The following is a 15,158-nucleotide window of genomic DNA, read 5'->3' on the forward strand; positions in this document are numbered from 1 at the left end:
AGCACCAGAGCCCTGTCGGTCAGTATCCGGATTGGTGCGTCAGTCGACGAACAGATCGGTCATCAGCTTGCCGGTCGGATCAAAGCGGTACTGCTCGAAGTCGCTCTGGCCCTGTTCGCGGAGGATTTCCTCGTCGATCAGCAGGCGTCCACTGATCGTGCGTTCGCTGCTGGCGAGGATGGCGCAGGCGGCGTCGGCCATGATCGCCGGCAGGCGCGCGGCCTTCATCACCGCCGGGCCGCCGGCCTCGAACTCGATGGCGGCGGTGGCGATCACCGTCTTCGGCCACAGCGAGTTGACGCTGATGCCGTATTTCCTGAATTCCTCGTGCATGCCTAGGGTCAGCATGCTCATGCCGTACTTGGTGGTGGTGTAGGGGGCGTAGCTGGCGAACCACTTGGGGTCGAGGTTGAGCGGCGGCGACAGGCTGAGGATGTGGCCCTTGCTCTGCTTGAGGTAGGGCAGGGCTGCCTGGCTGCAGACCATCACCGCGCGGCTGTTGATCTGGAACATCAGGTCGAAGCGTTTGGGCTCCAGGTGCTCGACGCCCTTGAGGCGGATGGCGCCGGCGTTGTTGACCAGCGCGTCGATGCCGCCGAAGTGGGCCGCGGCCTGGGCCATGGCGGCCTTCACCGCTTCTTCGTCACGCACGTCCAGTTGCAGGGCCAGGGCCTTGCCGCCGGCGGCCTCGACCTCGGCGGCCACCGAGTGGATGGTGCCCGGCAGCTTGGCATGGGCCTCGGCGCTCTTGGCGGCGATCACTATATTGGCGCCCTGGGCTGCGGCCTTGAGGGCGATCTCGCGGCCGATGCCACGGCTGGCGCCGGTGATGAACAGGGTTTTGCCTTGCAGGGACATGGGGAGGTTCCTTGTGCATTGCGTAGGGTGCGCCGTGCGCACCATGGGGACTCTGGTGCGCACGGCGCACCCTACGGTTTCAGGTTTCTGCGGCTTCGACTTCCACCAGCAATTGGCGGTTCTTCACCTGGTCGCCCTGGCTGACCTGGACTCGGCGGATCACGCCATCGATGCCGGCCTTGAGCGGGTGCTCCATCTTCATCGCTTCCAGCACCACCAGCAGCTGGCCCTTGCTGACCTGCTGACCTTCGCTGACCAGCACTTCGACGATCGCCCCATCCATCGGCGCCTTGACCGTGCCCGAGCTGGCGGCGTTCTGCCCGCCGGCCGGTTCGTGGGTGACGTCGGTCAGTTCCAGGTTGCCGGCATGGCCGTACAGCCATACCTGCTCGCCGGCCAGGTGATAGGCGCGGCGCTGGCGGATGCCATCCAGTTCCAGGCTGGCCCAGCGGCCGTCGCTGGCCAGCAGGCGCAGTTCGACCTGGCTGTCGCCGACCTGGGCGCGCAGCAGTGGCTGGGCGCCGGACTCCAGCACTTGCAGTTCCACCACGTGTTTCTGCTCACCCTGCTTGAGCACGAAGTGCCAGGGCGCGCCGCCGGCGTTGCGCCAGCCGGCCAGGCCGCCCTGGTGCGCGCGCGCGTTGGCCGAGGCCTGGTAGAGCAGGGCGGCGGCACTGGCCAGCTCGGCGGCAGCCGGTGCTTGCGGCGTCAGGCTCGGGTCGTCGGCGAAGTGCTCACCGATAAACGCCGTGGTGGCGCTGCCGGCGGCGAATTCCGGGTGCTTGAGCAGGTTGGCGAGGAAGCGCTGGTTGCCATTGACGCCCAGCAGCACGCAGTCCTCGACCGCACGCGCCAGCTTGCGCCGGGCTTCGTCACGGGTGGCACCGTAGGCGATGACCTTGGCCAGCATCGGGTCGTAGAACGGGGTGACGGCCTGGCCTTCGACCAGGCCGTGGTCGATGCGGATGCCATCGAGCAGCGCCGGTTCCCAGCGCAGCACTGCGCCGGTCTGCGGCAGGAAGTTGTGCGCCGAGTCCTCGGCATACAGACGCACCTCCATGGCGTGGCCGGTGAGGTGGATCTCGTCCTGCTTGAGCGGCAGCTGCTGGCCCTCGGCGGCGCGGATCTGCCAGGCCACCAGGTCCTGGCCGGTGATCAGCTCGGTGACCGGATGCTCGACTTGCAGGCGGGTGTTCATTTCCAGAAAGAAGAATTCGCCGCTCTGATCCAGCAGGAACTCCACGGTGCCGGCGCCGACATAGTTGACCGAGGCCGCGGCCTTCACTGCCGCCTCGCCCATGGCTTTACGCAGCTCGGGCGTCATCACCGGGCAGGGCGCTTCCTCGACCACTTTCTGGTGGCGGCGCTGCACCGAGCAGTCGCGCTCGCCCAGATACACGATGTTGCCGTGCTGGTCGCCGAATACCTGGATTTCCACATGGCGTGGGCGGATCACCGCGCGCTCGAGAATCAGCTCGCCGGAGCCGAAGGCGTTCTGCGCCTCGGAGCGGGCGGTGCGGATCTGCGCCAGCAATTCGCCGGCCTCGTGCACCAGGCGCATGCCGCGGCCACCGCCACCGGCACTGGCCTTGATCATCAGCGGGTAGCCGATGTGCTGGGCTTGGCGGGTCAGGGTCTCGTCGTCCTGCGCGGCGCCCTCGTAGCCGGGGATGCACGGCACGCCGGCTTCGAGCATGGCGATCTTCGACAGGCGCTTGCTGCCCATCAGGTGGATGGCTTCCACGGTCGGGCCGATAAAGACGATGCCGGCCGCCTCGCAGGCGCGGGCGAAGTCGGCGTTCTCGGAGAGAAAGCCGTAGCCGGGGTGGATCGCGTCGGCGCCGGTCTTCTGCGCCGCTTTGATGATGTTGTCGATCACCAGGTACGACTGATTGACCTGGGCCGGGCCGATGCACACGGCCTCGTCGGCCAGCTGCACATGGCGCGCGCCGGCGTCGGCGGTGGAGTATACCGCCACGGTGCGGTAGCCCAGGGCCTGCGCGGTGCGCATCACCCGGCAGGCGATCTCGCCACGGTTGGCGATGAGGATCTTGTTGAAGGCGGGCATCGTCGTGCTCCTACTGTTGTTATTGAGCCCAGGAGGGCTTGCGCTTCTGCACGAAGGCCATGGTGCCTTCCGCACCTTCGCTGCCCAGCACCGCCTCGGCGAACTGGCCGGCGGCGTGGTCGAGCAGGCTGCCGAGGTTTTCCGTCTCGGTGGCCAGCAGCAGTGCCTTGGTCGCCGCGTTGGCGCCGGGGGCGCACTGGCGAACCTGCTGCAGGCATTCGGCGAGGCGGTCGACCACGGCCTGGTCGTCGGCTTCGCTGAAATGCACCAGGCCCAGGCGCAGGGCTTCGGCACCGTTGAAGCGGGCAGCGGTGAGGGCCAGGCGACGGGCCTGGGTCAGGCCGATGCGCTTGACCACGAACGGGGCGATCTGCGCCGGCAGAATGCCCAGGCTGGTTTCCGGCAGACCGAACTTGGCGCCCTGGTGTGCGATGGCAATGTCGGAGACGCAGGCCAGGCCGAAGCCACCGCCGAGCACTGCGCCTTCCAGCACGGCGACCAGCACCTGTGGCGCGTACTGGGCCTCTTCCAGCAGGCTGCCGAAGGCGCGGTTCAGCTCGCGGTAGGCGTCGCCACCCCCTTCACCTTGAGAGCGTGCCCGCGCACCGGCCATGTCCTTGATATCGCCGCCGGCGCAGAAATGGCCGTCGGCGCCGCGCAGCACCAGGGCGCGCACGGCCTGGTCGCCGCGTACCGCACGCAGCACCGCGCGCAGTTCCTCGACCATCGCCAGGCTCATGGCATTGCGGCTGTCCGGGCGGTTGAGGGTGACGTAGAGCACGCCTTCGACCAGTTCCAGCAGCAGGGTTTCGGTGTTTGGTAGAGACATCGTTAGCGCTCCATTGAAGTAGGGCGGGTCGTAGGGTGGATCACGCTTTACCGATCCACCGTGCGGTGTCTTGGTGGATGTAAAGAGCGACATCCACCCTACGGATCAACCCTTCTTTTTACCCGGCAGGATGCCCATCAGCTTGCAGATGATGCCCAGCATGATCTCGTCGGCACCGCCGCCGATGGAGACCAGGCGCACGTCGCGGTAGGCGCGCGACACCGGGTTGTCCCACATGAAGCCCATGCCGCCCCAGTACTGCAGGCAGGCGTCGGACACTTCACGGCCGAGGCGTCCGGCCTTGAGCTTGGCCATGGAGGCCAGCTTGGTCACGTCGCGGCCCTTCACGTACATCTCTGTGGCCTGGTAGACCAGCGCGCGCAGGCATTCGATCTCGGTCTGCAGCTCGGCCAGGCGGAAGTGGATGACCTGGTTGTCGATCAAAGGCGCGCCGAAGGTCTGGCGTTCCTTGCAGTACTCGATGGTGCTGTCGACGCAGTATTCCAGGCCCTTGATCATGTTGGCCGCGCCGAACAGGCGCTCTTCCTGGAACTGCAGCATCTGCATCATGAAGCCGGCGCCCTCATGGCCGATGCGGTTGCGCTGCGGTACGCGCACGTTGTCGAGGAACACCTGGGCGGTTTCCGAGCTGCGCATGCCGAGCTTGTCCAGGTGCGGGCTGACGCTCACCCCCGGGGTGTTCATCGGCACCACGATCAGCGACTTGTTGACGTGCGGCTTGTCGTCACTGGTGTTGGCCAGCAGGCACATGAAGTCGGCGCTAGGGGAGTTGGTGATCCACATCTTGCTGCCGTTGATCACATAGTCGTCGCCGTCCTTGCGCGCGGTGGTCTTCAACCCGGCGACGTCGGAACCGGCACCGACTTCGGAGACGCCGATGCAGCCGACCATGTCGCCGGCAATCGCCGGCTTGAGAAATTCCTCGCGCAGTTCGTCGGAGCCGAAGCGCGCCAGGGCCGGGGTGCACATGTCGGTCTGCACACCGATCGACATCGGGATGCCGCCGCAGCGAATGGTGCCGAACTCTTCGGCGGCGACGATCGAGTAGCTGTAGTCCAGGCCCATGCCGCCGAATTTCTCCGGCTTGGAGATGCCGAGCAGGCCGAGGTCACCGGCCATCTTGAAGATCTCGTGGATGGGGAATTTTCCGGCCTTTTCCCACTCGTCGACGTGCGGGTTGATTTCCTTGTCGACGAAGTTGCGCACCGTGCGGCGGAGTTCTTCGTGTTCCTGGGTAAAGATCATCTTGTTGTTCTCCGAAGGGTTACAGGCGGGCGACGCCGAACGAGTTGGATTTGAGAGGGCGTACTTCTGCTTCTGCGCAGATGTCCAGCAGGAAGCCGAGCAGCTTGCGCGTATCACGCGGGTCGATCAGGCCGTCGTCCCACAGGCTGGCAGTGCCGTACAGCGCGGTGGACTGGCTGTCGAGCTTCTGCGCGGTGGCCATTTCCAGCATGTCGAGCATCTTCGGGTCGGCTTCCTTGCCTTCCTTGCGGTGCTTGTCCTCGGTGACGATGCGCAGCACCTTGCCGGCCTGGGCGCCGCCCATCACCGCGGTCTTGCTGTTGGGCCAGGCGAAGATAAAGCGCGGATCAAGCCCTCTACCGCACATGGCGTAGTTGCCGGCACCGTAGGAGCCGCCGACGACGATGGTCAGTTTCGGCACGCGGGCGTTGGCCACCGCCTGGATCAGCTTGGAGCCGTGCTTGATCACGCCGTTCTGTTCCGACTCGGTGCCGACCATGAAGCCGGTGGTGTTGTGGAAGAACAGGATCGGCGTGTTGCTCTGGTCGCACAGCTGGATGAATTGCGCCGCCTTGGCCGCGCCGCGCGGGGTGATCGGCCCGTTGTTGCCGATGAAACCGCAGGGCTGGCCTTCGATGGCCAGGTGACCGCAGACGGTCTGGCTGTCGAACTCGTTCTTGAAGTCGAGGAACTGCGAGCCGTCAGCGATGCGGGCGATGATCTCGCGCACGTCGTAGGGCTTCTTGGCGTCGGCCGGGACGATGCCGAGCAGCTCTTCGGCCGGGTACAGCGGCTCGCTCCAGGTCTTGGCCGGGCGTGCCGGTAGCTGTGCGTTCCACGGCAGAAGGCCGGCGATCTCACGAGCGATGCGCACGCCGTCGGCGTCGTTCTCGGCCAGGTATTCGGCGGTGCCGGCGACCTGAGCGTGCATCTCCGCACCGCCCAGCTCCTCGTCGGTGGCCACTTCGCCGGTGGCGGCCTTGAGCAGCGGCGGGCCGGCGAGGAACATCTTGGCCTTGCCGCGCACCACCACCACGTAGTCGGACAAGCCCGGCTGATAGGCGCCGCCGGCGGTGCTGGAGCCATGCACCACAGTGATCTGCGGCAGGCCCATGGCCGACATGCGCGCCTGGTTGGCGAAGCCGCGCGCGCCTTCGACGAAGATGTCGGCAGCGTAGTTGAGGTTGGCGCCGCCGCTCTCGGCCAGGGTGATCACCGGCAGTTTGTTTTCCACGGCGATCTGCTGCAGGCGCAGGGATTTCTTCAGCCCCGTGGGCGAGATGGTGCCGCCCTTGATCGCGCTGTTGTTGGCGATCACCAGGCAGCGCACGCCGGCCACGTAGCCGATGCCGGCAATGATGCCGCCGCCGGCCTGGGTGCCGTCCTTGTCGTCGTGCAACTTGTAGCCGGCCAGCGAGGCCAGTTCGAGGAACGGCGCGCCGGAATCGAGCAGCAGGTTGATGCGCTCGCGCGGCAGCAACTGGCCGCGCTTGATGAACTTGGGCTTGGCCTCGGCGGCCTTGTCCAGCACCTTCTGTTCGACGTCGCGGAAGCTGGCGATGGTCGCCAGCATGGCCTCGCGGTTCTGCGCGAAGCTGTCGCCGTGGACGTCGAGTTCGGACTGAATCACCGGCATCGCATCACTCTCCCTGGTCTTTCAGTACTTCGGGCACATAGGCCCGGTGGAAGCCGTTGTAGGACTCGCTGTTCTTCGCCTTGCCCAGCGTCCAGGCACGGGTGCCCTGGCTGGCCGCGCCGTCGATGCGGATGGTGTTGCCGCTGATGAAGTTGGCGCCGGGGGAGAGCAGGAAGACGATGGCCGCCGCCACTTCCGACTCGGTGCCGATGCGCTGCAGCGGCACGTGGTCCTTGAGGTTGCGGATCATGTTCTTCATGGATTCCGGGTAGGTGTCCATGCCGCTGGAGGCGATCCAGCCCGGCGCCACGGCGTTGACCCGCACGCCGGCGTGGCCCCACTCGTAGGCGGCGGTCTTGGTGAAGTTCTCCATGCCGGCGCGGGCGGCGCCGGAGTGGCCCATGCCGGGCATGCCGCCCCACATGTCGGCGAGCATGTTGACGATGCTGCCGCCGGTCTTGCTCATGCTCTGGGTGAAGACTTCGCGGGCGATCAGGAAGCCGCCGACCAGGTTGGTTCTGACCACGGTCTCGAAGCCCTTCTGGTTGATCGACACCAGTGGCGCGGGAAACTGGCCGCCGGCGTTGTTGACCAGGTGGTGGATCGGCCCTCGCTCGGCGATCACCGCCTTGACCATGGCCTTGACCGCGTCTTCCTCGCGGATGTCGCACACGGCAAAGCTGGCGCTGCCGCCGTCTTCGGCGATTTCGCCGGCGGTCTTTTCCAGCTTCTCCAGCTTGCGCCCGACCAGCACCACATGGGCGCCCAGGTGGGCCAGTTCGTGGGCCACGCAGCGACCGATGCCGCTGCCGCCGCCGGTGACCAGGATGGTCTGGCCGCTGAACAGGCCGGGTTTGAACACTGAGTCGTATGCCATTGTTGTTGTCCTTGTTACAGGCTGTCAGCCAGTGCGCGCGGCACCGGAATCGGGAACTCCAGCAACTGCTGGGCGAAGGCCTTGCCCTGCGGGTCGATACGCAGGCTGGCCACGCCGCCGCCGCCCAGGGCGTTCTCCAACAGGAAGTTGAGACTGTGGCTGCCCGGCAGGTACCAGCGGCTGACCTTGCCGGTCTGGCCGTCAAGCACGTGCTGCATCCATTCGGCCACGGCGCCTTCACTCAGTGCAGCCGCGATCCAGGCCAGATACTCGGGCTTTCTGGCCATCACGCCGATATTGCTGTGGTTGCCCTTGTCACCGGAGCGGGCCACGGCCAGCTTGATCAGCGGCACCCTGGCGTCGGCCTGGCCGCTGGCGGCTGGCACAGTGACGTCGGCGGCGATCTGCGCCGGGCTGAAGGCATCCAGCTGGGGCAGGGCGAGCGGGCTGCGCTCACCGTTGAGCTCCACTTCCAGGCTGCAGGCGCTCTTGTCCACCAGGAAGCTGAACAGGCGGATCACCGGGTACACGGTGGGGCGCCCGCCGACTATGCCGGTCAGGCCCGGCGCCATGCCGGTGGCGGCCTGGGCGATCTCGCGGGAGAACAGCACCAGGGCTTCCTTCTTGGCATGGCGCACGCCGATCTTGACCACCACTTCGCGGGTGTCGCGGCGCTGGCCACGCGAACCATAAGTGGCCTCGGAGCCGAGCAATTCGATGCACACCTCTTTGTAGGGCCCCCAGCCGCGTGCGGCGAACATCTCCTCGGTCTTGGCGATGATCGCCTGGCTGACCCGCTCGGCCTTGGCTACTGCGTCGATGCCGGCCAGCAGACAGCTGGCGGTGCAGCGGAAGCCGTCCGGGTGGGTGGCACTGACCTTGTATTGATTGGTCGGCGGCAGGCCGCGGGCGCCTTTCAGCTCGACGCGGTTGGCGCCGACCTGCGTCAGCTCGACCTGAGTGAAGTCGCAGATCACGTCGGGCAGGTAGTAGGCGCGTGGGTCGCCGATTTCGTAGAGCATCTGCTCACCGACCGACAGGGTGCTGACCAGACCGCCGGTGCCTTCGGGCTTGCCGACCACGAAACTGCCGTCGGCGGCGACTTCCACTACCGGGAAGCCGATATGTTCGTAGTCCGGTACGTCGCGCCAGTCGGTGAAGTTGCCGCCGGTGCATTGTGCGCCGCATTCGATGATATGGCCGGCCAGGGCGGCCTGGGCCAGCTTGTCGTAGTCGTTCCAGGCCCAGTTGAATTCGTGCACCAGGGCCGCGCTGACCACCGCGCTGTCGACCACGCGGCCGGTGATGACGATGTCGGCACCGAGCTTCAGCGCTTCGACAATGCCCGGCGCGCCGAGGTAGGCGTTGACCGATACGCACATCGGCGGCAGCGCGGCGCCCGTGAACATCTCCACGGTGCCGGCCTTGACCAGTTCGCCTAGCTTGGGTTGCAGGTTATCGCCATGCAGCACGGCGATCTTCAACTCGACACCGGCCTTGGCGCAGGCAGCGGACAGGGCCGCGGCGCAGGCGCTGGGGTTGACCCCGCCGGCGTTGCTGATCACGCGGATGTTCTTCGCGGCGATCTCGCCGAGCAGCGGCGCGAGCACTTCGACGAAGTCGGTGGCGTAGCCTTCGTCCGGTTTCTTCATCCGTGCCCCGGCCATGATCGACATGGTCACTTCGGCCAGGTAGTCGAATACCAGGTAGTCCAGCTCGGTGCCGCGAACCAGCTGGGCGGCGGCGCTGGAGGTATCGCCCCAGAAGGCGGAGGCACAGCCGATGCGGACGGTCTTGCTCATGGTGGGTGGTTCCATCGACGCGGATAAGGTGGTGAAACATTACCAAGCAAGCGCTTGGTTTAAAAGTCTTGGTGGCAACTTTTTACCCAAGCGCTTGCTTGGGTGGCTTGAGCGCCGTAAATTTCGTCCATATCAGCCTTATTCATGCAGGCAATCACAGCCCTGCCTTCTGTTTAGCCGGAGAAACACGTTTGGACGATCACAAGGCTCGCGCCGTGATGCAGCAACTGGTAGCCAGCGGCCAGGTGACTGACCCGGAAAGTGCCCGCGGCAAGCTGCTGCAGACTGCCGCCCACCTGTTTCGCAGCAAGGGCTACGAGCGCACCACGGTGCGCGACCTGGCCGGCGCGGTGGGCATCCAGTCCGGTAGCATCTTTCACCACTTCAAGAGCAAGGACGAAATCCTCCGCTCGGTGATGGAGGAAACGGTGCGCTACAACACCGCGCTGATGCACGCCGCCCTGGCCGATGCCGGCAGCCTGCGCGAGCGGGTACTGGCGCTGATCCGCTGCGAGCTGCAGTCGATCATGGGCGGCACCGGCGAGGCCATGGGCGTGCTGGTGTACGAATGGCGCTCGCTGTCGGAAGAGGGGCGGGCGCATATCCTGGAGCTGCGCGATGCCTACGAGCAGATCTGGCTGAACGTGCTCGGCGAGGCCCGCGCGGCCGGCTACGTCAAGGGCGACCCCTTCATCCTGCGGCGCTTCCTCACCGGTGCGCTGAGCTGGACCACCACCTGGTTCCGCCCGGACGGCAAGATGAGCCTCGACCAGCTGGCCGAGGAAGCCCTGGCGCTGGTGATCAAGGAAGGTTGAGCCAGATGGGCTAAGCTGCAGGTAGCCCCGCGAATGTGCGGGAACAGGGACGTGGTTGGCTGTAGCGTTGTTGCCCATGGTGCCTGCTCCCGCTCGAGGTGTTCGCGTTGTCTGTGCTTGCCCGCCTATTGCTGCTCACGCTGAGCCTGTGTCTGCTGCCACCCGCCATGGCCGCGCAACTGGTACGGGTCGGCGCCTATCATTTCCCGCCTTATGTGACCAAGCCGGAGAACCCGGCGCCCGGTGGCCTGCTGCCCGAGCTGCTGGCGGCGCTGAACGCGGCCCAGGACGACTACCGCTTCGAGCTGCTGCCGACCTCGGTCACCCGGCGTTACCGGGATTTCACCCAGGGGCGCTATGACCTGATCCTGTTCGAGTCGCCAAACTGGGGCTGGCAGGGCGTCGAGCTGGACAAGCTCGACCTGCACATCAGCGATGCAGAGGTGTATGTCGCCCGCGCCGAGCCCGGCCGTGGCCAGGACTATTTCGCCAGCCTCAAGGGCAAGCGCATGGCCCTGTACAACGGCTATCACTACGGCTTCGCCGGTTTCAATGCGGACCAGGACTATCTCACCCGTACCTTCAAGGCCGTGCTGACCTATTCCCACGACAGCAACCTGCGCATGCTGCTGCATGGTCGCGCCGACCTCAGCGTGGTGCCGCGCTCCTACCTGCACCTGTACCAGCAGAGCAACCCGCAGGAGCGCGAGCAGCTGCTGGTGTCCGCGCGCACCGATCAGGTCTACCACCACCATGCCCTGCTGCGCCGCAACGGCCCGCTCGGGGCGCAGGCGCTGGCCGAGCTGCTGGCTCGCCTGCAGGCCAGTGGCCGGCTGGCGCAGTTGCTCGAACGCTATCAGCTGCACGCCACCACGGACGCCGCGCTGGAGCAGGCCGACCCTATGCAGCTGTGACACGCTGGGCTAGGCTTGGCGAAGGAAAGTTGTCGGTGGGGTCAGTATGGAGCTTTGGGGTCGCGGACGCTGGCAAGCCTGTCTGCTGGTACTGCTCGGCATGGGCGGTGGCACGGCCATGGCCGCGCAAACCGTGCAGATCGCGGCCGTGCATTTCCCGCCCTACGTGATCAAGCCGGAGCAGGGCGTGCAGCAGGGCCTGCTCAGCGAGCTGGTCGCGGCGCTCAACCAGATCCAGGGCGACTACCAGTTCGTCCTGCGGGCCACTTCGCTGAATCGGCGCTTCGGCGATTTGCAGCAGGGCCGCATCGACATGGCCATCTTCGAGAACCCGGACTGGGGCTGGCAGGGCATACCCGGGGCGCGCATTGACCTGGGCCTGGAAGATGCCGAGATCTTCATCGCCCGGGTGCAGCAGGGGCGCGACCAACGCTACTTCGAAAACCTGATGGACAAGCGCATGGCCTTGTTCAACGGCTACCACTACGGCTTTGCCGGTTTCAACAACGATCCGCTCTGGCTGGAGGAAAACTTCCAGGCCAAGCTGACCTATTCCCATGAAAGCAACCTGAACATGGTGCTGCGCGGGCGTGCCGATGTGGCGCCGATCACCCGCTCGTGGCTGGGCGCCTATCTGCATGAAAACCCCGAGGTGCGTGAGCAGCTGCTGGTTTCCGAGTGGGTGGATCAGGTCTACCGGCATTATGCGATCCTGCGGCCGCAGGCGCCGATCAGCGCCGAGCGCTTTCGCCAGCTGATGCAGCAGTTGCGCGTCAACGGCCAGCTGACCCGTGTGTTCGCGCCCTATGGCATCGAGGTCAAGCCACGCGTAGCGGGTAGCTCAGCAACAGCAGATGCAGCAGATTGACCGCCCCGTGCAGGGCGATGGCCAGGCTCAGGCGCCCGCTGCAGTGGAACACCAGGCCGTAGCCGAGGCCGGCCAGGGCGGCGACCAGGGCGAATAGCGGGCTGAACGGGATATGCGCGGCGCCGAACAGCGCGGCGGTCAGCAGCAGCCCCGGCCACAGGCCCAGCAGTTTGATCAGCTGCGGTTGCAGCCAGGCACGGAACAGCAACTCTTCGGCCAGCACGGCCACCCCCAGGTTCACCGCCAGCCATAGCCCCAGGTCCTGCGGCCACTTCGGCTGCCAGGCCAGCAGCCCCACGCCCCACGCCAGAAGCGGCACCAGCAGCAAGGTCAGGCCCATGACCAGCCAAACGCGCGCGCCCAAGTGTCGTGCGCGTGACGGCTGGCCCAGCCACCAGGCCAGCAGGGTCAGGCCGAGCAGCAGCTTGTCCCAGGACAGGCGCAGTGCGTAGGGCAGGGCATCCGTACTGATTCGCCGTGGTGGCCACAGCTCGACGGGCTGGAAGCCGGGCAGCAGGTGGGCGGCCAGGGCGATGCCGGCGAGCAGGCTGCCCGACCACCACAGCCAGTGCGGCAGGTAGGGACCGGCAAACAGCAGCCAGCCGATCAGCAGGATGGCAAACAGCAGGCCCGGTGGCTGGATAAAGCCCAGTGCCAGGCCCAGGCCGAGGGCGATCACCGGTAGCAGCAGGCGCAGGTGCAGCGGCATTCGACATCCTTGTGGCGTGGCCCGGATGCCATCCGGGGCGGGACGAGTAGCGGATATTCGGCGGCAGGTGGACCGTGCTTAGCGGTCTTTGGCGTCCTTGGCATCCTGCTCGACATTTCGCTCATGGATGCGCTTGAGCTGTTCCTCGCTCAGCGGCAGCTTGCGCGCGCTGTCGCGCAGCAGCATCAGGCTGCCGACGATCGAGCCAAGCGCCAGGATCATGATCAACCAGGCGTACCAGGGCATGGGATTCTCCTTCGGTTAAGAGTTCCACCATAACCCCGTACGCAATGCCTGTCAGTTGCCCAGCACGCTTTGCAGGCCGCTGTCGTCCTTCAGCTCGACCCCGGACAGCTGCAGGCGCAGGGCCTGGCGGGCGAGGAACTCCAGCTTGTGCGCGGCCAGGGCATAGGGCAGGCCCTCGGGGCGCACGTTGGAGATGCAGTTGCGCTGGCTGTCCATCATGCCCGGCCGCGGCTGGTAGGTGAGGTAGATGCCCAGGCTGTCTGGCGAGCTCAGCCCCGGCCGTTCGCCGATCAGCACGATGACCAGGCGCGCGCGCAGGGCTTCGCCGATGCCGTCGCCAATCGCCACGCGGCCCTGCTCGGCCAGCACCACCGGGGTGTTGGCCCAGTCCGTATCGAAACGCTCACGAAACAGCTCGAGCAGGGGCAGGGCATGGCGCTGGATGGCCACCGAGGACAAGCCGTCGGCGAGGACGATGGCCAGCTCGGGTGCGGCCAGTTCGTGCAGCAGGCGCACGCGGCATTCCTCGCTGAGGTGGCGGCCATGGTCCGGGCGCAGCAGGTAGGTCTGCCGGTCGGCGGCATTGCTGTGCACCTGCAGGGTGCGGAAGCCGGCATGGCGCAGCTGCTGCTTGAGTTCGGCGAAGTCCAGCGGGCGGTGCACGGCGTCGCGGGCCTGGGCGTGGGCCAGGCCGAACTTGAGCACTTCGCGGGTCGGCAGGCTCGAACCGACCCGGCCCAGGGCGATGCGTGCCGAGGTGTGCGCGCGCAGTTCGTCCCAGGGGTTGTGTTGCGTCAGGTCCTGGTCGCTCATCAGGCGGCTCCCGAAACGAAGGGCAGTTGTTTGAGCAGGTGGTGGCCGCGGCCGATCTCGCGCAGCGCGCCGCAAGGCTCGGTGATCGCCATGCGGGTCAGCCAGGCATCGAATTCCGGGGCACGCTTGAGGCCCAGCAGCGAGCGCAGGTACAGCGCATCGTGGAACGAGGTGCTCTGGTAGTTGAGCATGATGTCGTCGGCGCCGGGGATGCCCATGATGAAGCTGATGCCGGCCGCGCCGAGCAGGGTCAGCAGGCTGTCCATGTCGTCCTGGTCGGCTTCGGCATGGTTGGTGTAGCACACGTCGCAGCCCATCGGCAGGCCCAACAGCTTGGCGCAGAAGTGGTCTTCCAGCCCCGCACGGATGATCTGCTTGCCGTCGTACAGGTACTCCGGGCCGATGAAGCCGACCACGGTATTGACCAGCAGCGGCCTGAACTCGCGGGCCACGGCATAGGCGCGGGCCTCGCAGGTCTGCTGGTCGACGCCATGGTGGCCGCCGGCCGACAGCGCGCTGCCCTGGCCGGTCTCGAAGTACATCAGGTTGTCGCCGATTGTGCCGCGCTTGAGGCTCTGCGCCGCCTCGTGGGCTTCCTTGAGGATGGCCAGCGACACGCCGAAGCTGGCGTTGGTCTTCTCGCTGCCGGCGATCGACTGGAACACCAGGTCGATCGGCGCGCCGGCCTCGATAGCCTGGATCTGCGTGGTGACGTGGGTGAGCACGCAGCTCTGCATGGGGATGTCGAAGTGCTGGCGCACCTCGTCCATCATCTGCCACAGGCGCATCAGGGTCGGCAGCGAGTCGCTGGCCGGGTTGATCCCGACGGTGGCGTCGCCTGAGCCATACAGCAGGCCGTCGAGCAGGCTGGCGGCGATGCCGCGCACGTCGTCGGTGGGGTGGTTGGGCTGCAGGCGCACCGAGAGATGGCCGGGCAGGCCGATGGTGTTGCGAAAGCGGGTGATCACCCGGCACTTCTTCGCCACCAGGATCAGGTCCTGGTTGCGCATCAGCTTGCTCACCGCGGCCACCATCTCCGGGGTCAGGCCCATGGCCACGGCGCTCAGGGTGGCACTGTCGCTGCTGTCGAGCAGCAGCCAGTCGCGCAGGTCGCCGACGGTCAGGTGGCTGATCGGGGCGAAGGCGCGCGCGTCGTGGCGGTCGATGATCAGGCGGGTGACTTCGTCCTGCTCGTAGGGAATCAGCGCCTCGTTGAGGAAGGCTTTCAGCGGCACGTCGGCCAGGGCCAGCTTGGCCGCCATGCGTTCTTCGTAGGTGGCGGCGGCGAGGCCGGCCAGGTAGTCGCCGGAGCGCGCCGGGCTAGCCTTGGCCAGCAGGGTCTTGAGGTCGGCGAAGCGATAGACCTGGCTGCCGACGGTGGTCTGGAAGGGCATGGCGGGCTCCAGCCGAGTGTACGAGTGAAAAAACGAGCCCCGGCATGCCGGGGCTCGGGTTGC

Annotated in this window: 14 protein-coding genes; 3 read left to right on the top strand and 11 right to left on the bottom strand. The window is 66.5% G+C overall.

Going from position 1 to position 15,158, the window contains the following annotated elements:
• Nucleotides 1-39: 39 nt before the first annotated feature.
• The 7 genes from F3I62_RS17210 to F3I62_RS17240 all read right to left on the bottom strand — a co-directional run bounded on the left by F3I62_RS17210 (nt 40) and on the right by F3I62_RS17240 (nt 9,336).
• Nucleotides 40-858 carry an NAD(P)-dependent oxidoreductase gene (locus F3I62_RS17210; RefSeq protein ID WP_160490869.1) on the bottom strand — a complete coding sequence of 273 codons (819 nt, stop codon included), beginning with the start codon at nt 856-858 and terminating at the stop codon, nt 40-42.
• Nucleotides 859-937: 79 nt separating this feature from the next.
• Nucleotides 938-2,926, bottom strand: coding sequence for a geranyl-CoA carboxylase subunit apha (gene atuF, locus F3I62_RS17215; RefSeq protein ID WP_160490870.1), 1,989 nt, complete (start codon nt 2,924-2,926; stop codon nt 938-940).
• Between the two features lie 19 nt (nt 2,927-2,945).
• Complete coding sequence (locus F3I62_RS17220; protein WP_160490871.1) at nt 2,946-3,755, bottom strand: enoyl-CoA hydratase/isomerase family protein; 810 nt, start codon at nt 3,753-3,755, stop codon at nt 2,946-2,948.
• A 105-nt stretch (nt 3,756-3,860) separates the two neighbouring features.
• Nucleotides 3,861-5,021, bottom strand: coding sequence for a citronellyl-CoA dehydrogenase (gene atuD, locus F3I62_RS17225; protein WP_160490872.1), 1,161 nt, complete (start codon nt 5,019-5,021; stop codon nt 3,861-3,863).
• A 19-nt stretch (nt 5,022-5,040) separates the two neighbouring features.
• Complete coding sequence (atuC, locus tag F3I62_RS17230; RefSeq protein WP_160490873.1) at nt 5,041-6,657, bottom strand: geranyl-CoA carboxylase subunit beta; 1,617 nt, start codon at nt 6,655-6,657, stop codon at nt 5,041-5,043.
• A gap of 4 nt (nt 6,658-6,661) precedes the next feature.
• Complete coding sequence (locus tag F3I62_RS17235) at nt 6,662-7,534, bottom strand: SDR family oxidoreductase (protein WP_160490874.1); 873 nt, start codon at nt 7,532-7,534, stop codon at nt 6,662-6,664.
• Between the two features lie 14 nt (nt 7,535-7,548).
• Nucleotides 7,549-9,336, bottom strand: a complete 1,788-nt coding sequence (locus tag F3I62_RS17240; protein ID WP_160490875.1) for an acyclic terpene utilization AtuA family protein — start codon at nt 9,334-9,336, stop codon at nt 7,549-7,551.
• 191 nt (nt 9,337-9,527) lie between these two features.
• On the opposite strand from F3I62_RS17240, the gene F3I62_RS17245 reads away from it, so the two are divergent.
• From F3I62_RS17245 to F3I62_RS17255, 3 genes are all read left to right on the top strand, one after another.
• Nucleotides 9,528-10,151 (top strand): TetR/AcrR family transcriptional regulator, encoded by a 624-nt coding sequence (locus tag F3I62_RS17245; protein ID WP_218572917.1) that lies wholly within the window; start codon nt 9,528-9,530, stop codon nt 10,149-10,151.
• A gap of 167 nt (nt 10,152-10,318) precedes the next feature.
• Nucleotides 10,319-11,065, top strand: a complete 747-nt coding sequence (locus F3I62_RS17250; protein ID WP_160490915.1) for an ABC transporter substrate-binding protein — start codon at nt 10,319-10,321, stop codon at nt 11,063-11,065.
• Nucleotides 11,066-11,111: 46 nt separating this feature from the next.
• Nucleotides 11,112-11,933 (top strand): substrate-binding periplasmic protein, encoded by an 822-nt coding sequence (locus F3I62_RS17255; protein ID WP_372240149.1) that lies wholly within the window; start codon nt 11,112-11,114, stop codon nt 11,931-11,933.
• Here the strand turns inward: F3I62_RS17255 and F3I62_RS17260 are convergent.
• From F3I62_RS17260 to F3I62_RS17275, 4 genes are all read right to left on the bottom strand, one after another.
• Entirely contained in the window at nt 11,884-12,642 is a 759-nt protein-coding gene (locus F3I62_RS17260; RefSeq protein ID WP_160490876.1) for a CPBP family intramembrane glutamic endopeptidase, read from the bottom strand. The genes F3I62_RS17255 and F3I62_RS17260 overlap by 50 nt on opposite strands.
• Nucleotides 12,643-12,720: 78 nt before the next feature.
• Nucleotides 12,721-12,888 (bottom strand): DUF2897 family protein, encoded by a 168-nt coding sequence (locus F3I62_RS17265; protein WP_160490877.1) that lies wholly within the window; start codon nt 12,886-12,888, stop codon nt 12,721-12,723.
• 51 nt (nt 12,889-12,939) lie between these two features.
• Nucleotides 12,940-13,701 carry an ethanolamine ammonia-lyase subunit EutC gene (gene eutC, locus F3I62_RS17270; protein WP_160490878.1) on the bottom strand — a complete coding sequence of 254 codons (762 nt, stop codon included), beginning with the start codon at nt 13,699-13,701 and terminating at the stop codon, nt 12,940-12,942.
• Nucleotides 13,701-15,095, bottom strand: a complete 1,395-nt coding sequence (locus F3I62_RS17275; RefSeq protein ID WP_160490879.1) for an ethanolamine ammonia-lyase subunit EutB — start codon at nt 15,093-15,095, stop codon at nt 13,701-13,703. Before F3I62_RS17275 ends, eutC begins: the two co-directional genes overlap by 1 nt.
• Nucleotides 15,096-15,158: the final 63 nt, after the last annotated feature.

Source organism: Pseudomonas sp. R-28-1W-6 (assembly GCF_009799925.1).
In the GTDB taxonomy this organism is placed as follows: Bacteria; Pseudomonadota; Gammaproteobacteria; order Pseudomonadales; family Pseudomonadaceae; genus Aquipseudomonas.

Bases quoted from the DNA above. Each gene is read 5' to 3' on its own strand.
- F3I62_RS17210 (WP_160490869.1), bottom strand. From the start codon at position 858: ATGTCCCTGCAAGGCAAAACCCTGTTCATCACCGGCGCCAGCCGTGGC.
- atuF (WP_160490870.1), bottom strand. From the start codon at position 2,926: ATGCCCGCCTTCAACAAGATCCTCATCGCCAACCGTGGCGAGATCGCC.
- F3I62_RS17220 (WP_160490871.1), bottom strand. From the start codon at position 3,755: ATGTCTCTACCAAACACCGAAACCCTGCTGCTGGAACTGGTCGAAGGC.
- atuD (WP_160490872.1), bottom strand. From the start codon at position 5,021: ATGATCTTTACCCAGGAACACGAAGAACTCCGCCGCACGGTGCGCAAC.
- atuC (WP_160490873.1), bottom strand. From the start codon at position 6,657: ATGCCGGTGATTCAGTCCGAACTCGACGTCCACGGCGACAGCTTCGCG.
- F3I62_RS17235 (WP_160490874.1), bottom strand. From the start codon at position 7,534: ATGGCATACGACTCAGTGTTCAAACCCGGCCTGTTCAGCGGCCAGACC.
- F3I62_RS17240 (WP_160490875.1), bottom strand. From the start codon at position 9,336: ATGAGCAAGACCGTCCGCATCGGCTGTGCCTCCGCCTTCTGGGGCGAT.
- F3I62_RS17250 (WP_160490915.1), top strand. From the start codon at position 10,319: ATGGCCGCGCAACTGGTACGGGTCGGCGCCTATCATTTCCCGCCTTAT.
- F3I62_RS17255 (WP_372240149.1), top strand. From the start codon at position 11,112: ATGGAGCTTTGGGGTCGCGGACGCTGGCAAGCCTGTCTGCTGGTACTG.
- F3I62_RS17260 (WP_160490876.1), bottom strand. From the start codon at position 12,642: ATGCCGCTGCACCTGCGCCTGCTGCTACCGGTGATCGCCCTCGGCCTG.
- F3I62_RS17265 (WP_160490877.1), bottom strand. From the start codon at position 12,888: ATGCCCTGGTACGCCTGGTTGATCATGATCCTGGCGCTTGGCTCGATC.
- eutC (WP_160490878.1), bottom strand. From the start codon at position 13,701: ATGAGCGACCAGGACCTGACGCAACACAACCCCTGGGACGAACTGCGC.
- F3I62_RS17275 (WP_160490879.1), bottom strand. From the start codon at position 15,095: ATGCCCTTCCAGACCACCGTCGGCAGCCAGGTCTATCGCTTCGCCGAC.